Origin of the sequence: Pseudomonas paeninsulae (assembly GCF_035621475.1) — a bacterium.
GTDB classification, from domain to species: domain Bacteria; phylum Pseudomonadota; class Gammaproteobacteria; order Pseudomonadales; family Pseudomonadaceae; genus Aquipseudomonas; species Aquipseudomonas paeninsulae.
This window is the reverse complement of record NZ_CP141799.1, coordinates 258,083-275,000: the sequence shown is the minus strand read 5'-3', so window position 1 is coordinate 275,000 and position 16,918 is coordinate 258,083. Positions and strand designations below refer to the sequence as shown.

The 16,918-nt window shown below is 63.5% G+C and carries 15 protein-coding genes; 9 read left to right on the top strand and 6 right to left on the bottom strand.

Features of this window, described 5'->3' with window-relative positions; translation table 11 throughout:
- Positions 1-347: 347 nt before the first annotated feature.
- Positions 348-1,637, bottom strand: a complete 1,290-nt coding sequence (gbcA, locus tag VCJ09_RS01205; protein WP_324732809.1) for a glycine-betaine demethylase subunit GbcA — start codon at positions 1,635-1,637, stop codon at positions 348-350.
- Between the two features lie 365 nt (positions 1,638-2,002).
- Between gbcA and gbcB the strand changes: the two genes are divergently transcribed.
- Complete coding sequence (gene gbcB, locus VCJ09_RS01200; protein ID WP_324732808.1) at positions 2,003-3,103, top strand: glycine-betaine demethylase subunit GbcB; 1,101 nt, start codon at positions 2,003-2,005, stop codon at positions 3,101-3,103.
- A gap of 105 nt (positions 3,104-3,208) precedes the next feature.
- Here gbcB and VCJ09_RS01195 read toward each other — a convergent pair whose 3' ends face one another.
- From VCJ09_RS01195 to VCJ09_RS01175, 5 genes are all read right to left on the bottom strand, one after another.
- A complete protein-coding gene (locus VCJ09_RS01195; protein ID WP_324732807.1) occupies positions 3,209-3,808 on the bottom strand; it encodes a pyridoxine/pyridoxamine 5'-phosphate oxidase in 600 nt (199 codons plus the stop codon).
- Positions 3,809-3,879: 71 nt separating this feature from the next.
- Positions 3,880-4,218, bottom strand: coding sequence for a SorU family sulfite dehydrogenase c-type cytochrome subunit (gene sorU / locus VCJ09_RS01190; protein ID WP_324732806.1), 339 nt, complete (start codon positions 4,216-4,218; stop codon positions 3,880-3,882).
- On the bottom strand, positions 4,211-5,398 hold the full coding sequence (gene sorT / locus VCJ09_RS01185) for a SorT family sulfite dehydrogenase catalytic subunit (protein ID WP_324732805.1): 1,188 nt from the start codon (positions 5,396-5,398) through the stop codon (positions 4,211-4,213). Before sorT ends, sorU begins: the two co-directional genes overlap by 8 nt.
- Before the next feature lie 296 nt (positions 5,399-5,694).
- Positions 5,695-6,099: a hypothetical protein gene (locus tag VCJ09_RS01180; protein WP_324732804.1), complete on the bottom strand. Its 405-nt coding sequence runs from the start codon at positions 6,097-6,099 to the stop codon at positions 5,695-5,697.
- Positions 6,100-6,524: 425 nt separating this feature from the next.
- On the bottom strand, positions 6,525-7,568 hold the full coding sequence (locus VCJ09_RS01175; protein WP_324732803.1) for a threonine aldolase family protein: 1,044 nt from the start codon (positions 7,566-7,568) through the stop codon (positions 6,525-6,527).
- A gap of 230 nt (positions 7,569-7,798) precedes the next feature.
- On the opposite strand from VCJ09_RS01175, the gene VCJ09_RS01170 reads away from it, so the two are divergent.
- The 8 genes from VCJ09_RS01170 to purU all read left to right on the top strand — a co-directional run bounded on the left by VCJ09_RS01170 (position 7,799) and on the right by purU (position 16,853).
- Positions 7,799-8,098, top strand: coding sequence for a hypothetical protein (locus VCJ09_RS01170; protein ID WP_324732802.1), 300 nt, complete (start codon positions 7,799-7,801; stop codon positions 8,096-8,098).
- A gap of 107 nt (positions 8,099-8,205) precedes the next feature.
- Complete coding sequence (locus VCJ09_RS01165) at positions 8,206-8,949, top strand: TraX family protein (protein ID WP_324732801.1); 744 nt, start codon at positions 8,206-8,208, stop codon at positions 8,947-8,949.
- A 206-nt stretch (positions 8,950-9,155) separates the two neighbouring features.
- Positions 9,156-10,409 (top strand): serine hydroxymethyltransferase, encoded by a 1,254-nt coding sequence (gene glyA, locus VCJ09_RS01160; protein ID WP_324732800.1) that lies wholly within the window; start codon positions 9,156-9,158, stop codon positions 10,407-10,409.
- 120 nt (positions 10,410-10,529) lie between these two features.
- Positions 10,530-11,780 (top strand): sarcosine oxidase subunit beta family protein, encoded by a 1,251-nt coding sequence (locus tag VCJ09_RS01155; protein ID WP_079204272.1) that lies wholly within the window; start codon positions 10,530-10,532, stop codon positions 11,778-11,780.
- A gap of 15 nt (positions 11,781-11,795) precedes the next feature.
- The gene (locus VCJ09_RS01150) at positions 11,796-12,125 is read left to right on the top strand and encodes a sarcosine oxidase subunit delta (RefSeq protein WP_025163301.1); all 330 of its coding nucleotides are present in this window, start codon (positions 11,796-11,798) and stop codon (positions 12,123-12,125) included.
- Positions 12,122-15,139 (top strand): sarcosine oxidase subunit alpha, encoded by a 3,018-nt coding sequence (locus tag VCJ09_RS01145; protein ID WP_324732799.1) that lies wholly within the window; start codon positions 12,122-12,124, stop codon positions 15,137-15,139. The genes VCJ09_RS01150 and VCJ09_RS01145 overlap by 4 nt, the downstream gene beginning before the upstream one ends.
- Before the next feature lie 86 nt (positions 15,140-15,225).
- Positions 15,226-15,855, top strand: a complete 630-nt coding sequence (locus VCJ09_RS01140; RefSeq protein WP_324732798.1) for a sarcosine oxidase subunit gamma — start codon at positions 15,226-15,228, stop codon at positions 15,853-15,855.
- Positions 15,856-15,989: 134 nt separating this feature from the next.
- Positions 15,990-16,853, top strand: coding sequence for a formyltetrahydrofolate deformylase (gene purU / locus VCJ09_RS01135; protein WP_324732797.1), 864 nt, complete (start codon positions 15,990-15,992; stop codon positions 16,851-16,853).
- Positions 16,854-16,918: the final 65 nt, after the last annotated feature.

Below are 16,918 nucleotides of genomic sequence, written 5' to 3'. Positions count from 1 at the left end.
GCCACTTTCCGTCGATCGCACTGCAACCCTGTACTGCCTGTTGCCGATTAACGCCGTTGCGGCCCTGACGCTTACATGATCCGGGTCAACCAAACGGCGCGCCTCTATATATAGAGGCCAGACAATACTTGGGCCACCGACTGGAGGAATGGCTATCTCTGCGAGAACTGGGGATATCTACCCGCGCTCTGCCTGGCCAGTGCGCGGCGCCGCAGATCGCTGGATGCGCCAACTGGCAAAACCACTATATAAGGTCAGCAGAATAACCAGCCCCAGGCCAATCGACATCAGACAGCCCCTCTTCCACAGAAACGCGCGGCCCGCACAAGGCGAGCCGGCAGTAGCAGTCAGTCGTTGACCTGGCGCAGATAGGCTGCAGGTTCAGCTCCGAGGTTGTTGAGCAGCCGCTCGCTGTACCAGTCGATAAAGTTGACCACGCCGAACTCGTAGGTCTTCGAGTACGGGCCTGGCTGGTAGGCGGTGGAGTTGATACCACGCTGATTTTCTTCGGCCAGGCGGCGGTCCTGGTTGTTGGTCGCATCCCATACTTGGCGCAGGCGCTCGACGTCGTAGTCGACGCCCTCCACTGCATCCTTGTGCACCAGCCATTTGGTGGTGACCATGGTTTCCTGGGCACTGATCGGCCATACGGTGAAGACGATCAGGTGATCACCCATGCAGTGGTTCCACGCATGCGGCAGGTGGAGGATGCGCATCGAGCCCAGCTCGGGGTTCTGGATCCGCCCCATCAGCTTCTTGCTGCCGCGCTTGCCGTCCATGGTCATGGATTCGGTGCCTTTGAGCAGTGGCATGCGCACGATGCGGTTGCGCATGCCGAAGCTGGCGTGGGCGTAAGGAATCTTCTCGGCGTCCCACTTGGCGGCGGACTCGGCCACGTGGTCCTTGAAGGCCTGGTCGGCGCGCGGGTCGGTGACGTCATCCCACTCCAACAGGCTCTTCAGCAGTTCCGGATGCGCGCCACTGCAGTGGTAGCACTCACGATTGTTCTCCAACACCAGCTTCCAGTTGGCCTTTTCCACCAAGGTGGACTGTACCGCCACCTTGGTGTTCTCCATGTCGTAAGGCTCCATGTAATGAGCCAGAGTCGCGAGGAAGTCGTCGATCGCTGGAGGACTTTCGGCCAGAGAGATGAAGATGTAGCCGCCAGCCGTTTTGCACTGCACAGGCTTGAGGCCATATTCCTTCATATCGAAGTCGGCGCCCATCTCGGTGCCAGCGAACAGCAGGCGACCATCCAGCTCATAGGTCCACTGGTGGTAGTGGCAGACCAACTTGGCCACTTTGCCCTTGTCGCTGGTGCACAGGCGCGAGCCGCGATGGCGGCAGACGTTGTGAAAAGCATGTACCACGCCTTCGGCACCACGGATGACGATGATCGGATTGGCGCCGATCTGCAGGGTGATGTAGTTGCCCTTGGCTGGGATCTCGCAAGTCATGCCGGCGATCAGCCATTCTTTATGGAAGATCTCCTGCATGTCGATCTGGAACAGGCGCTCGTCGCTGTAAAACGGTTGCGGCAACGAGAAGGTACGCTCGCGGTTTTGCAGCATCTCGGCGGTGGCCTTGCGTGCCGGTTCCAGGGGATCGCCCAGACTCAGGGTGGAAGTGACGTCCATCGGTAACTCCTCAATGGCGACTCGCCGTGCGAGCGCCGCAAAAAGTGGCTGTTTCGGTTGCTACGCAAGGCGGCGTGACTGACCCTTCGTAAGTCGCCTGCCGAGTGGCGACTCAATACGCGGAACAATGGTCGTGCGCTCTTTTCCGTTTGCTTCGGCTGGGGCGGAGTGTGGCGATGGACGCAGCGCAAACCTTATCCATAGACGACATAGCCACATCCGTTTCCGACGCGGCAAACCACGTCCCTCGCGGCAGGTCGCGATAAGCATGTAAATGTCGCTCATGGATAAATGAGTGCGCAGGCCGTTGCGCACAATCCATCACAATAGGCCAACATCAGGCCGCTGCGCGCGAGATACCGACCATGTCGAACGATTTCCTCAACACCGTCACCACCCAGACCTGGAACAACGGCCGCCATCTAGTGCGCTGCGTCAAGGTGATCCAGGAAACCTGGGACGTTCGCACCTTCTGCTTCATGGCCGAGCAGCCTGTGCTGTACTTCTTCAAACCGGGGCAGTTCGTCACCCTCGAACTGGAGATCGACGGCCAGCCGGTCATGCGCTCGTACACCATCTCCAGCTCGCCGGCGGTGCCCTACAGCTTCTCCGTGACGATCAAGCGGGTGCCGGGCGGCAAGGTCTCCAACTGGTTGCACGACAACCTTACGGAAGGCGACGAGCTGCCGGTGCACGGCCCGGTCGGGCTGTTCAACGCCATCGATTTTCCGGCGGACAAGGTCCTCTACCTCAGTGGTGGCGTTGGCATCACTCCGGTGATGTCCATGGCCCGTTGGTTCTATGACACCAACGCCAACGTCGACATGATCTTCGTGCACAGCGCACGTTCGCCCAAGGATGTGATCTACCACCGCGAGCTGGAAAACATGGCTGCGCGGATCAACAACTTCAGCCTGCACATCATCTGCGAGAAGCACGGCTTGGGCGAGGCCTGGGCCGGTTACCGGGGTTACCTCAACCAGGCCATGATGCACATGATGGCGCCGGACTTCATGGAGCGTGAGATCTTCTGCTGCGGGCCCACGCCCTATATGAATGCGGTCAAGCGCCTGCTCGAAGCCAACGGCTTCGACATGTCGCGTTATCACGAGGAATCCTTCGGCGCGACGCCGGCAGATGTCCGCGAAGAAGCCAAGGAGTGGGCCGCCGAAGCGGCCGACGCCGATCCGGTGCCGCTGGCCGAGCAGCATCAGGTGGCATTCGTCGCCACCGGCAAGAGCATTCGCATCGATCCGGGTGAGACCGTGCATGCCGCCGCAGCCAAACTCGGCCTGCACATTCCCAAGGCCTGCGGTATGGGTATCTGCGGCACCTGCAAGGTGATGAAAACCGCCGGCGAGGTGAGCATGGAGCACAACGGCGGGATCACCGACGAGGACGTCGCCGAGGGCTTTATCCTGTCCTGCTGCAGCGTGCCCCAGGGCGATGTGACCATCGACTATTGATTGACGCGACCGTCAGCTCTCCGCTGCCGCTAAACCGGCAGCGGGCTGAGTAAGCGTTTATCCGCATCAGCAGCCGCCACCGTCGACCACGCCCTCCTGAGCCTCTCAGGGGGTAAGCACCGCCTCAGACCACACTCCATCCGCATCTTTCTGGTACCTGACACGCTCACGCATGCGCGGCCAGCCGGACGGCCAGAACTCAATCCGCTCAGGCTGAAGACGGAAGGCGCACCAGTTTGGACTGCGTGGCACCGGCTCGAAACCCAGGGCCTGCTCAAGCTGGCGCACCTGTCGACGCGATTCGCCTTTTTCTGGCGCAGGAGCGCCCTGAGGAAGTACCCAGGCTGCCAATTGGGTCTCGCGGGCCCGCTTGCACCAGTAGTTGTCCGACGTTTCAACGGATTGCCGGATGACATCGCCTTCGAGCGTCACCTGCTCCTGCAGCTCGCGCCAGAAGAAACACAGCGACGCGCGCGGGTTGTCGATCAGTTGCTGACCCTTGCCACTCTCGGTATTGACGAAGAACAGCAACCCAGCCTCCTCGACGGCGGTGATGTAGACCATGCGCACGGACGGGTGGGCATAGCGATCCGCCGTCGCCAGCGCGGCGGCATGGGCCTCGTCCACGCCCTGCGCAGTGGCCTGCTCGATCAACCGCTGCAGCTGATCCAAGGCCTCTCGATAAATCGCTTCGCTGCTCTTCATACTCAGTCATCATCCTTTGCCGGCGCCGACCCTTGGCAATTCTTGCAGGGGTCGCACACCCAGTATAGGACTCACTGCCCTGCCACCTGCGCCACATAGTGGGCCACTGCCTCGATCTGCTCGGCGCTGAGCAATGCCGCAAAAGCCGGCATCACCCCGACGCCGCCGCGTACCGCAGCCATGACCCGTTCCGGGGTCGGCTTTAGCTCATCCAGGTTGGGGCCGATTGTGCCACTGGCGCCGGCGTCCTGCAGGGTGTGACAGATCGTGCAGGAGGGTTGCGCCTGTTCGGTGAACGCCTTGCGGCCCAGCTGGTAGCGGGCGTCATCCGCGGCAGCTTCACCGGCTTGGGCCGTGCCGAACAGGCTGCTCAGGGCGAGGCCCAGCGCCAGTCCAGTGGACTTATACAATCGAAATGCCGACACCATGATCCCTCCAACCGTTGTGGCCATAGCCACGTTCATTTGCCAGCCCCTCTTGGGGTTGAGTGTTGCCCTCGACATCGGTCGCCCGACTCATCAGGCTGTAGTTGCCCGGCTTGAGGTCGACGATCAGCACGAAGGGCCGCCAGGCGTACTGGCCCAGGTTCGGGCCGACGAAGGGGGCTGCCTGCCAGTTCTTGCCGCCATCCAGGGAAACCTCCACACCCTTCACCTCCTTGGCGCCGCCAAACGCCACGCCCTGGATGGCCACCGGGCCGGCTTTGACTTGCTTGAGCGGCTGGGTGATCCACGACTTAACGTTCATCTCCCACATCGACGGCTGATCCGGTGCCCCCGGCTGACCGACCGGACGGATGCGGTAGCCCGAGGCCTGGATAGCGGCGTCGGTCTGCTCGGCGGTGAAGGCTACCTGCTTGACGTATTTGACGTTGTTCACCCCGTAGTAACCCGGTATCACCAGGCGCAACGGGCCGCCATGGGCCAGCGGCAGGGGTTCGCCGTTCAGCTCCCAGGCGAGGATGGCCTGGTCCAGGGCGCGCATGGGCACCGAACGTTCGACCATCAGGCTCTTCGGGTCGAGGCCCGCAGGCAGTTCTTCGCCGCCGGTGCTGGTCATGTATGGCAGGCCGTCGACTATGCCGCCAAGGGCCTCGGCCACGGCCTTGACCGGTACGCCGCTCCAGAACACGCAGCCAGCCGCGCCGGTCTCCCACTGGGTGCCGCTGGCTTCATGCTCGAAGAATGCCCGGCCATTACCCGAGCACTGCAGCACGCTGGCGACTGTCTGCACGCCGAGGGTCTTGAGCTCGCCGAGGCTGATGCTGCGTGGGTTCTTCACGCCCTGAAAGGCGACTGTCCAGGCATCGCGATCAGTAACGATGGACGGCGGTGGTGGCGGTAGATTGTTGCGGATAAACAGCTGCTCGTTGGACGTCACTATGCTGGTGCCGATGGCGTCACGCTTGGTTTCCAGGGTGTTGGCGCTGTGCACGATCAGGGCTTCGGGGGTTTTCCAGTTGACGTAGTCCGGCAGCGGCATTTCGGCGGCCAGGCTAAGCGGGCTGAGGCCGAGCAGGCTGGCCGAGGCGAGCGCCACGGCGCTGCCCAGCAGCACCTGACGGCGTCGTGGATCAAAGTTGTCGCTCATGTCATTTCTCCCTTATTAAGCGAGTCGCGCTGCACGGGCTTGACTCCTGCTTCGCGCAAACTTAGGTCGTGAAGGGCGCGGCGAACAGCTGCGCAGCCCAGGTGAGCGGGAGCAAGGCGGGGTCCCGCTCGGGGTACAAGGGTACGACTCCGTACTATCCAGCTGCCTTGCGCGGTTTGGATAGAGCCAAACTCGCCCGGCGTACTGCTCCAGAATGAGCGTTAAGCACAGTCGCTCAGGGATTGAGCGCTTCGCGCAGCCACTGGCCGTCCGCGTCTTTGTGCTAGCGGGTTCGCTCACGCATCCGCTGCCAGCCGGTGGCCAGAATTCAATGCGAACGGGCTGGATGCGGAAGGCGCACCATCCGGGGATTCTCGGCACCTGCTCAAAACCCAGGTCATGCTCGAACTGCCGCGCCTCCCGGCGCAGCACCGGTTGTTCGGCGCGAAAGGGCCTTGTTCGGATGCCCAGACCGCGAGTTGCGCCACTCGGGCGTGTTTGTACCAGTAAAAAGCCGAAGCTTCGGCGGACTGCAGGAATACATCGCCTTCGATGATCGCCTGCTCCTGCAGCACCGGCCAGAACAGGCACAGCGCCGCCCGTGGGTCGTCGATCAGCCGCAGCAATGGTCCCAGGGCCTGTAGGTAAAGTGTTTTGCTGCAAGTGCTCGGTGACCATCTGTAGTTGGCAGTGATCTGCACGTCCAGTGTCTGGCACCGAGGCCAATACCTGTCGCAAACGCATGGCTACCAGCTGCTCTGCCGGGGGAGTTAACCCTAAGACTAGTAGATGCTGACGGGGCGGAGGGGAGCTCGGGTCATCGTTCGACCACTTGCTGTGTCGCGTGCGCTCGCGCCTCGACCTGCGTGGTTAGTCCAGTTAGTCAATTTCGGGATCTGAGGCCCCGATACTGCGTGGCCTCTGCTCACCATAGCCAGCTATGGCTCGTCGTGGCGCCTTGTCTCAGGAACCGAGTCATCCGAACTTGAATTAACCAACTAACCGTACCGACCACAGGCGGTGATATTGAATGAAAGTCAGATCGCTGCGGCTGCGTTCATCGCCTGGCGACCTGGCGACTGGCCCAGATCCGCCGTCCTGGACTGGCCGGCGGATCGGGTGAAGCCTAGCCCGCAGCCATGGCCATGCGGATATCGGTCGCCAGCTTGCGCACCCGCTCTTCTTCGGTATCCCAGGAGCACATGAAACGCGCGCCACCGGCACCGATAAAGGTGTAGAACCGCCAGCCTTTGACGCGCAGAGCGGCGATGGCCGGTTCTGACAGTTGCAGGAACACGCCGTTGGCCTCCACCGGAAACATCAGGCTCACCCCCGGCACGTCGCTGACCAGCTCGGCGAGCAGGCGCGCGCACTGGTTGGCATGCCGCGCGTACTTCAGCCAGGCGTCGCTCTGCAGCAGGCCGACCCAGGGCGCCGACAGGTAGCGCATCTTCGAAGCGAGTTGACCGGCCTGCTTGCAGCGGTAGTCGAAGTCTTCGGCCAGGGCCTTGTTGAAGAACAGGATCGCCTCGCCCACCGCCATGCCGTTCTTGGTACCACCGAAGCACAGCACGTCGACCCCGGCCTTCCAGGTCAGCTCGGCCGGCGTGCAGTCGAGAAAGGCGCAGGCGTTGGAGAAGCGCGCGCCGTCCATGTGCAGATTGAGCCCCAACTCGCGGCAGGTGGCGCTGATCGCGCGGACCTCTTCGGGGCGATAGACCGTACCGACCTCGGTGGCCTGGGTCAGGGTCACCACGCGCGGTTTCGGGAAGTGAATATCCTGGCGTTTGAGGGCGATCTCGCGGATTGCTGGCGGCGTCAGCTTGCCGTTCTCGGTCTGCGCCAGCAGCAGCTTGGAACCGTTGGAGAAGAACTCCGGGGCGCCGCATTCGTCGGTTTCGACGTGGGCGGTCTCCGAGCAGATCACGCTGTGGTAGCTCTGGCACAGCGCCGCCAGGGCCAGCGAGTTAGCCGCGGTGCCATTGAAGGCGAAGAACACCTCGCAGTCGGTTTCGAACAATTCGCGAAAATGATCGGCGGCCCGCGCCGTCCACTGATCGTCGCCGTAAGCGCGGTCATGGCCGTGATTGGCCTCGGCCATGGCGGCCCAGGCTTCCGGACAGATGCCGGAATAATTGTCGCTGGCGAACTGTTGCGATGAGTCGGACATTGCTCGTTCCTTCCTATTAGGTCGTCGGCGCATGGCGCTACTTTACCCTCGCAGCCTGCCGCGGGTAGCACGCTGTGGCGACATCTTGTTCATTCCAGGCGCTGTCTGGCCCACCGAATGGTTGGCAGGCAACTGCAGGCAAATGAAAAGGAACTCACGCAAGCACACGGCCTCACAACTAGGGTCCCGGCAGCGCTTGCCGAAGTGATTGACCCGAACAGGAATCCACCATGAACTACCGTCATCTGATTGCGCTTGTCATTCCCCTGGCTTTTGCCCTGCCTGCGACTGCTGCCGGCTGGCCTGAGGGAGCCAAAAACGAGTTCGTCAACGAGTGCGTGACCGGCGCCCAATCCAGCCACAGCCAGGAACAGCTGCAGGCCTTCTGCGAATGCGCGGCCGACAAGGTCAGCAACGAGTTCAGCGCAGCAGAGCTGGAAGCGATGCGTAACCAGTCACAACCCGACCCGGCGCTGCAGCAACGCCTGGTGACCGCCTCCAGCAGCTGCAACAGCAAGCTGCAGGGCTGATCACCGCGCCAGCGCTACCTGGCGATCCGCTGGTGTGATAACGGGAGGGGCAGCGACAGCGATCCTGGGTTAACGTCGAGCATGCCCGATGACCTGTGAGCGCCGCCATGCCAACCTCCTCCTCCGTCCTGGCCAGCCGGCCGCGTGATGCGGCGCTGGACCTGCTCAAGTGGCTGGCGCTGCTGAGCATGCTGATCGATCACCTGCGGCATGTCTGGCCGCCGCTGTACGCCCTCTATATTCCCGGCCGCCTGGCCTTTCCGCTGTTCTGCCTGGCCATCGCCGCTAACTTGGTGCGCCCAACGGTGCGCCCACGCACACCGGTAGCGCTGCGCTACCTCGGCCTGCTGCTGCTGTTTGCGCTGCTCTCCGAGTGGCCATATCGCTTGTTGGTGCAAGCGCCGCAATCGCTCAACGTGCTGCCAACCCTGGTTCTCGGCCTGCTGATTGCCAGTGGCGTACAGCAGCCCCACGGCCAGGCGCGCTGGCTGGCCCTAGGTGCCCTGCTGGTCGCCGTTGCCGCCCATTCCTGGCTGATGTTCGGCCTCGCCGGGGCCTTGCTGCCGGCAGCCTTTGTCTACGCCCTGAATCGACCCCATCCGGCCTGGATCTGGCCGCTGTTGCTGAGCCTGCTCGCCAATTACTGGCCGCCCTTCTATATCGATGCGGCGCGCGGCGAACCCTTTGCCTGGGCGGTGATTGTCAGCTGCGCCCTGGCCCCGCTGTTCGGTCTCTGGCTACTGCGCCAGCCGCTGCACATCAGCGTACCGCCGGTCCGACGCTGGGCCTATCTGTTCTATCCCGGGCACTTTCTGGTGCTCGCCGCCCTGCGCGAATACTGGCTGCGCTGACGGCCGCACCCGCTCTAGCCTGGCCGCCGCCAAGTATTGGCATTACTGACAGCGACCTGTCGCAAACGCGCATGTCGCAAACGCAACCTCCCGTGGCGTGCATAGGCATCTGGCGGTTCAGGGCGAGTCATACCATCGGCTGCACAAGGGCTCAGCCCCGATTCCGACACAGATGCGCTACAACGTGGCGCCGCAGGAGATCAGCGATGTTCAGCAAAGACGACCAAATCAAGGGCTACGACGACGAACTGCTGGCGGCGATGGACGCCGAAGAAGCGCGTCAGGAGCATCACATCGAGCTGATCGCCTCGGAAAACTACACCAGCCAGCGGGTGATGCAGGCCCAGGGCAGCGGCCTGACCAACAAGTACGCCGAAGGCTATCCGGGCAAGCGTTACTACGGCGGCTGCGAGCATGTGGATGTGGTCGAGCAGCTTGCAATAGACAGGGCCAAGCAACTGTTCGACGCCGATTTCGCCAACGTCCAGCCGCATTCCGGCTCATCCGCCAATAGCGCCGTGTACCTGGCGCTGATCAATGCCGGCGACACCATTCTGGGCATGAGCCTGGCCCATGGCGGTCACCTGACCCACGGTTCCAAGGTCAGCTCCTCCGGCAAGCTGTACAACGCCGTGCAGTACGGCATCGACACCACCACCGGCCTGATCGATTACGACGAAGTCGAGCGCCTGGCCGTCGAGTGCCAGCCGAAGATGATCGTCGCCGGCTTCTCTGCCTACTCCAAGACCCTGGATTTCCCGCGCTTTCGCGCCATCGCCGACAAGGTCGGTGCCCTGCTGTTCGTCGACATGGCTCACGTCGCCGGCCTGGTTGCCGCTGGCCTGTACCCGAATCCGCTGCCCTACGCCGACGTGGTCACCACCACCACCCACAAGACCCTGCGCGGTCCGCGTGGCGGCCTGATCCTGGCCAAGAGCAATCCCGAGATCGAGAAGAAGCTCAACTCCGCGGTGTTCCCTGGTGCCCAGGGCGGCCCGCTGATGCATGTGATCGCCGGCAAGGCGGTGTGCTTCAAGGAAGCGATGGAGCCTGGTTTCAAGGACTACCAAGCGCAGGTGATCAAGAACGCCAAGGCGATGGCCAAGGTCTTCATCGACCGCGGTTTCGATGTGGTCTCCGGCGGCACCGATAACCACCTGTTCCTGGTCAGCCTGATCCGTCAGGGCCTGACCGGTAAAGACGCCGACGCCGCCCTCGGTCGTGCCGGCATCACCGTGAACAAGAACTCCGTACCCAATGACCCGCAGTCGCCGTTCGTCACCTCGGGCCTGCGCATCGGTACCCCGGCCATCACCACCCGCGGCTTCAAAGAGCAGCAGAGCATCGAGCTGGCTGGCTGGATCTGCGACATCCTCGATCACCTCGGCGATGCCGATGTCGAGGCGCAGGTGGCTACTCTGGCGGCAGGGCTGTGCGCCGACTACCCGGTATATCGCTGAAAGCAATGATCCGGTAGGAGCGGGGGGGACGCCAAGTCCCATGCCCGCGAAGTGTAGAGATCGCGGGCATGGCCCGCTCCTACAGACAAGGTTCCAGCTTTCCGTTTCAGGAGCATCCCCATGCAACGTTATTCCGGCTTCGGCCTGCTCAAGCACTCCTTCAGCCACCACGAAAACTGGCAGCGCATGTGGCGCACGCCGACACCCAAGCCGGTCTACGACGTGATCATCGTCGGCGGCGGCGGCCATGGCCTGGCCACGGCCTACTACCTGGCCAAAGAATTCGGCGTGAAGAACGTCGCGGTGATCGAGAAGGGTTGGCTGGGCGGCGGTAACACCGCGCGCAACACCACCATCGTGCGTTCCAACTACCTGTGGGACGAATCGGCGCACCTCTACGAGCACGCCATGAAGTTGTGGGAAGGCCTGTCGCAGGACATCAACTACAACGTGATGTTCTCCCAGCGCGGCGTGTTCAACCTCGGTCACAGCCTGCAAGACATGCGCGACATCGAGCGCCGGGTCGGGGCCAACCGCCTCAACGGTATCGATGGCGAGGTGCTCAATGCCAAGCAGGTCGAGGAGCTGATCCCGTACATGGATTGCAGCAAGAACACCCGTTACCCGGTGATGGGCGCTTCCCTGCAACGGCGCGGCGGCGTGGCCCGTCACGATGCCGTGGCCTGGGGCTATGCCCGTGCCGCCGACGCCCTGGGCGTCGACCTGATCCAGCAGACCGAAGTGACCGGTTTCCGCAAGGAAAACGGCGTGTGCATCGGCGTGGAAACCAACAAGGGCTTCATCGGCGGCAAGCGCGTCGGTGTGGTCACCGCCGGTAATTCCGGGCACATGGCCAAGCAGGCCGGTTTCCGCCTGCCGATCGAGTCGCACCCGCTGCAGGCGCTGGTGTCCGAGCCGATCAAACCGATCATCGACAGCGTGATCATGTCCAACGCGGTCCACGGCTATATCAGCCAGTCGGACAAGGGTGACCTGGTCATCGGTGCCGGTATCGACGGTTACGTCGGTTACGGCCAGCGCGGCTCCTACCCGACCATCGAACACACCCTGCAGGCGATCGTCGAGCTGTTCCCGGTGCTGTCGCGGGTACGCATGAACCGTCAGTGGGGCGGCATCGTCGACACCACGCCGGACGCTTGCCCGATCATCAGCAAGACCCCGGTGCCGAACCTGTTCTTCAACTGCGGTTGGGGTACCGGCGGCTTCAAGGCCACCCCGGGTTCCGGCCACGTATTCGCCGCCAGCCTGGCCAAAGGCGAGATGCATGCACTGGCCAAACCCTTCGCCATGGACCGTTTCTACAACGGCGCCTTGATCGACGAGCACGGCGCTGCCGGCGTCGCCCACTAACAGGAGAAATCCGACATGCTGAACATCTTCTGTCCCCATTGTGGCGAGCTGCGCTCCGAAGAGGAATTCCACTCGGCCGGCCAGGCGCACATCCCGCGCCCGCTGGACCCGAATGCCTGCACCGATGCGGAGTGGGGCGAGTACCTGTTCTTCCGCGACAACCCGCGCGGCATTCACCACGAGCTATGGATTCACGCGGCCGGTTGCCGGCAGTACTTCAATGCCACGCGCGACACCATCAGCTACGAAATTTTCGAAACCTACAAGATTGGCGAAAAGCCGAGCGTGACCGCTAAGCCGAACAGTGCGAAGCAGCCCAGCCGTGCGGCAGGAGAAAAGGCATGAGTCAGATCAATCGCCTGAGCAAGGGTGGCCGGATCAACCGCAACCAGCCTTTGACCTTCACCTTCAACGGTGAGAGCTATCAGGGTTTCAGCGGCGACACCCTGGCCGCCGCGTTGCTGGCCAACGGCGTCGACGTCGTCGGTCGTAGCTTCAAGTACTCGCGTCCGCGCGGCATCGTCGCCGCCGGCGCCGAAGAGCCCAACGCGGTGCTGCAGATCGGCGCCAGCGAAGCGACTCAGATCCCCAACGTGCGCGCCACCCAGCAGGCCCTGTACAGCGGCCTGGTGGCCAACAGCGTGAACGGCTGGCCGAGCGTCAACAATGACCTGATGGGCATTCTCGGCAAGGTCGGTGGGCAGATGATGCCGCCGGGGTTCTATTACAAGACCTTCATGTACCCGCAGAACCTCTGGCTGACTTACGAGAAGTACATCCGTAAGGCCGCTGGCCTGGGCCGCGCGCCGAAGGAAAACGACCCGGACAGCTACGACTACCTGAACCAGCACTGCGACGTGCTGGTGGTCGGTGGCGGCGCCGCCGGTCTGGCCGCCGCATTGGCTGCCGGGCGTAGCGGTGCACGGGTAATCCTCGCCGACGAGCAGGAAGAGTTTGGCGGGCATCTGCTCGACAGCCGCGAAAGCCTCGATGGCAAACCGGCCGCCGATTGGGTGGCCAAGGCCCTCGCCGAACTGCAGAAGATGCCGGAAGTCACCCTGTTGCCGCGCTCGACCGTGCACGGTTATCACGATCACAACTTCCTCACCATCCACGAGCGGCGCACCGATCACCTCGGTGATGCCGCACCGATGGGCGAGGTGCGTCAGCGCCTGCACCGTGTGCGTGCCAAGCGCGTGGTCCTGGCCGCCGGCGCCCACGAGCGTCCGCTGGTGTATGGCAACAACGACGTGCCCGGCAACATGCTGGCCGGCGCGGTGTCCACCTACGTGCGCCGTTACGGCGTGGCGCCGGGCAAGCAGCTGGTGCTGTCGACCACCAACGATTACGCCTACCGCGTAGCGCTGGACTGTCTGGAAGCCGGGATCAAGGTGGTCGCCATCGCCGATGCCCGCTCCAATCCCAAGGGTGCCTGGGTCGAGGAAGCACGGGCCAAGGGCCTGCGCGTCCTGACCGGCAGTGCGGTGATCGAAGTGCGTGGCAGCAAGCGCGTCAGCGCGGCGCGCGTCGCGGCGATCGATCCGCAGGCACATAAAGTCACCAGTCCCGGCGAATGGTTGGAGTGCGACCTGGTCGCCAGCTCCGGCGGTTACAGCCCGGTGGTGCACCTGGCCTCGCACCTGGGCGGCAAGCCGACCTGGCGCGAAGACATCCTCGGTTTCGTACCGGGTGAAGGTTTCCAGGCGCGCGTCTGCGCCGGTGCCATGAACGGCGTGTTCGCCCTCGGCGATGTGCTCGCCGACGGCTTCGAAGCCGGCGCCAAGGCGTCTGCCGAAGCGGGCTTTACCCCGATCTCGGGCGAACTGCCGAAAGTCTTCGGCCGTCACGAAGAACCGAGCATCGCGTTGTTCCAGGTACCGCACGAGAAGCCGACTGCACGGGCGCCGAAGCAATTCGTCGACCAGCAGAACGACGTCACCGCGGCCGGTATCGAACTGGCCACCCGCGAGGGCTTCGAGTCGGTCGAGCACGTCAAGCGCTACACCGCGCTGGGCTTCGGTACCGATCAGGGCAAGCTGGGCAACATCAACGGGCTGGCAATTGCCGCGCGTTCGCTGGGCATCAGCATCCCGCAGATGGGCACCACCATGTTCCGCCCGAACTACACCCCGGTGACCTTCGGCGCCGTGGCCGGACGTAACTGCGGTGCGTTGTTCGACCCGGTGCGCTACACCGCGCTGCACAGCTGGCACCTGAAAAATGGCGCCGAGTTCGAGGACGTCGGTCAGTGGAAGCGCCCCTGGTACTTCCCCAAGGCCGGTGAAGACATGCACGCCGCCGTCGGCCGCGAGTGCAAGGCGGTACGCGACAGCGTCGGCCTGCTCGATGCCTCGACCCTGGGCAAGATCGACATCCAGGGCCCGGATGCGCGCGAGTTCCTCAACCGCGTGTACACCAACGCCTGGACCAAGCTGGACGTGGGCAAGGCCCGTTACGGCCTGATGTGCAAGGAAGACGGCATGGTCTTCGACGACGGCGTGACCGCCTGTATGGCCGATAACCACTTCGTCATGACCACCACCACCGGCGGCGCCGCGCGCGTCATGCAGTGGCTGGAAATCTACCAGCAGACCGAGTGGCCGGAGCTCAAGGTGTACTTCACCTCGGTCACCGACCACTGGGCGACCATGACCTTGTCCGGCCCCAACAGCCGCAAGCTGCTGAGTGAGGTCAGCGACATCGACCTGGACAAGGACGCCTTCCCGTTCATGACCTGGAAGGAAGGCCAGGTCGGCGGCGTGCCGGCGCGGGTGTTCCGCATCTCCTTTACCGGTGAGCTGTCGTACGAAGTCAACGTGCAGGCCGACTACGCCATGGGCGTGCTGGAAAAGATCGTCGCGGCAGGCAAGAAGTACAACCTGACCCCGTACGGCACCGAGACCATGCACGTGCTGCGAGCCGAGAAGGGCTTCATCATCGTCGGTCAGGAGACCGACGGTTCGGTGACCCCGGACGACCTCAACATGGGCTGGTGTGTCGGTCGCACTAAACCTTTCTCCTGGATCGGCTGGCGCGGGATGAACCGTGAAGACTGCACCAAGGCAGACCGCAAGCAGCTGGTCGGCCTCAAGCCGGTCAACACCAGCGCGGTGCTGCCGGAAGGCGCACAGCTGGTGTTCGATGCCAAGCAGGCGATTCCGATGAGCATGGTCGGCCACGTGACCTCCAGCTACTACAGCACCAGCATGGGCTACAGCTTTGCCCTGGCCCTGGTCAAAGGCGGCTTGAAGCGCATGGGCGAGAAGGTTTTCGCACCGCTGGCAGATGGCACCCTGATCGAGGCCGAGATCGTCAGTTCGGTGTTCTTCGACCCGAAAGGCGAGCAGCAGAACGTCTGAGACCACGACCACTCGCCAGGCCCCAGCAGGCTGGAGCCTGGCGAGCAACGAATTAGCGCTGACGTACCTACGACAGGCGGAACAACATGAGCACAGTAAACGTTTACAAGCAGCGCCCCGATGCGGCGCACGCCGAGTCCCCGCTGTTTCACGCCGGCCTGCATGAGCTGGCAGGCAAGGGCAAGAGCAGCGCGGGCATCAACCTGCGCGAGAGAAAACTGCTGGGTCACCTGACCCTGCGCGGCGATGGCCATGACGCGGCCTTTGCCGGCGCCGTGCACAAGGCCACCGGCCTGGAACTGCCGGGCGCACTGGGCCTGGTGGTCAAGGGCGAGACCTCGCTGCAATGGCTGGGCCCGGACGAATGGCTGCTGATCGTACCGAGCGGCGAAGAGTTCGCTGCCGAAAAGAGCCTGCGCGAAGCGCTGGCCGGTCAGCACCTGCAGGTGGTCAACGTCAGCGGTGGGCAGACCATCCTCGAACTGACGGGGCCGAAAGTCCGCGAGATGCTGATGAAGTCGTCGATCTATGACGTGCATCCCCGCAACTTCCCGGTCGGCAAGGCGGTCGGTACCACCTTCGCCAAGACCCAGCTGGTGATTCGCCGCACCGGCGAAGAGACCTGGGAGCTGCTGGTGCGCCGCAGTTTCTCCGATTACATCTGGCTGTGGCTGCAAGACGCCTGCGCCGAATTCGGCCTGGCGATCAAGGCGTAGGCAGGCAAAGACGTAGGTTGGGTGGAGGCGCGTAGCGCCGATACCCAACATGCCCCGGCGCTCTAGTTGGGTGGCGCTTCGCTCAGCCTGCGCGGCCCGCCCCAACCTACGCCCACGCTGCACAGGAGATCGATATGAGTCGCACCCCCGACACCTGGATTCTCACCGCCCACTGCCCGAGCGTGCTCGGCACCGTGGATGCGGTGACGCGCTTCCTGTTCGAGCAGAACTGCTACGTCACCGAGCACCATTCGTTCGATGACCGGCTGTCCTCGCGCTTCTTCATCCGCGTCGAGTTCCGCGTGGCCGAGGGCTTCGACGAGCAGGCCTTTCGCGCCGGCCTCGATGAGCGCCTGGCGCCCTTCGACATGCACACCGAACTGACCCCGCCGGGCTACCGGGCCAAGGTGGTGCTGATGGTGAGCAAGGCCGACCATTGCCTGAACGACCTGCTCTATCGCCAGCGCATCGGCCACCTGGCCATGGACGTGGTGGCGGTGGTGTCCAACCATCCCGACCTGGAACCGCTGGCGCGCTGGCACGAGATTCCCTATTACCACTTCCCCCTCGACCCCAACGACAAGCCGGCGCAAGAGCGCAAGGTGATGCAGGTGATCGAGGACAGCGGCGCCGAGCTGGTGGTACTCGCCCGCTACATGCAGGTGCTCTCACCCGAACTGTGCCGCAAGCTGGACGGCCGGGCGATCAATATCCACCACTCGCTGCTGCCCGGCTTCAAGGGCGCCAAGCCCTATCACCAGGCGTACCAGAAGGGCGTCAAGCTGGTCGGCGCCACCGCCCACTACATCAACAACGATCTGGACGAGGGGCCGATCATCGCCCAGGGCGTGGAGGCGGTGGACCATGCCCACTACCCCGAAGACCTGGTCGCCAAGGGCCGCGACATCGAATGCCAGACCCTGGCCAAGGCAATCGCCTACCACCTCGAGCGGCGGGTATTCCTCAACGCCAACCGCACCGTGGTGCTGCACGCTTAACCGTACACCCGCGTCGGTGAGGGCAGTCCCGCACTGCCCCAATCGCGGAGCAACACATCGACAAG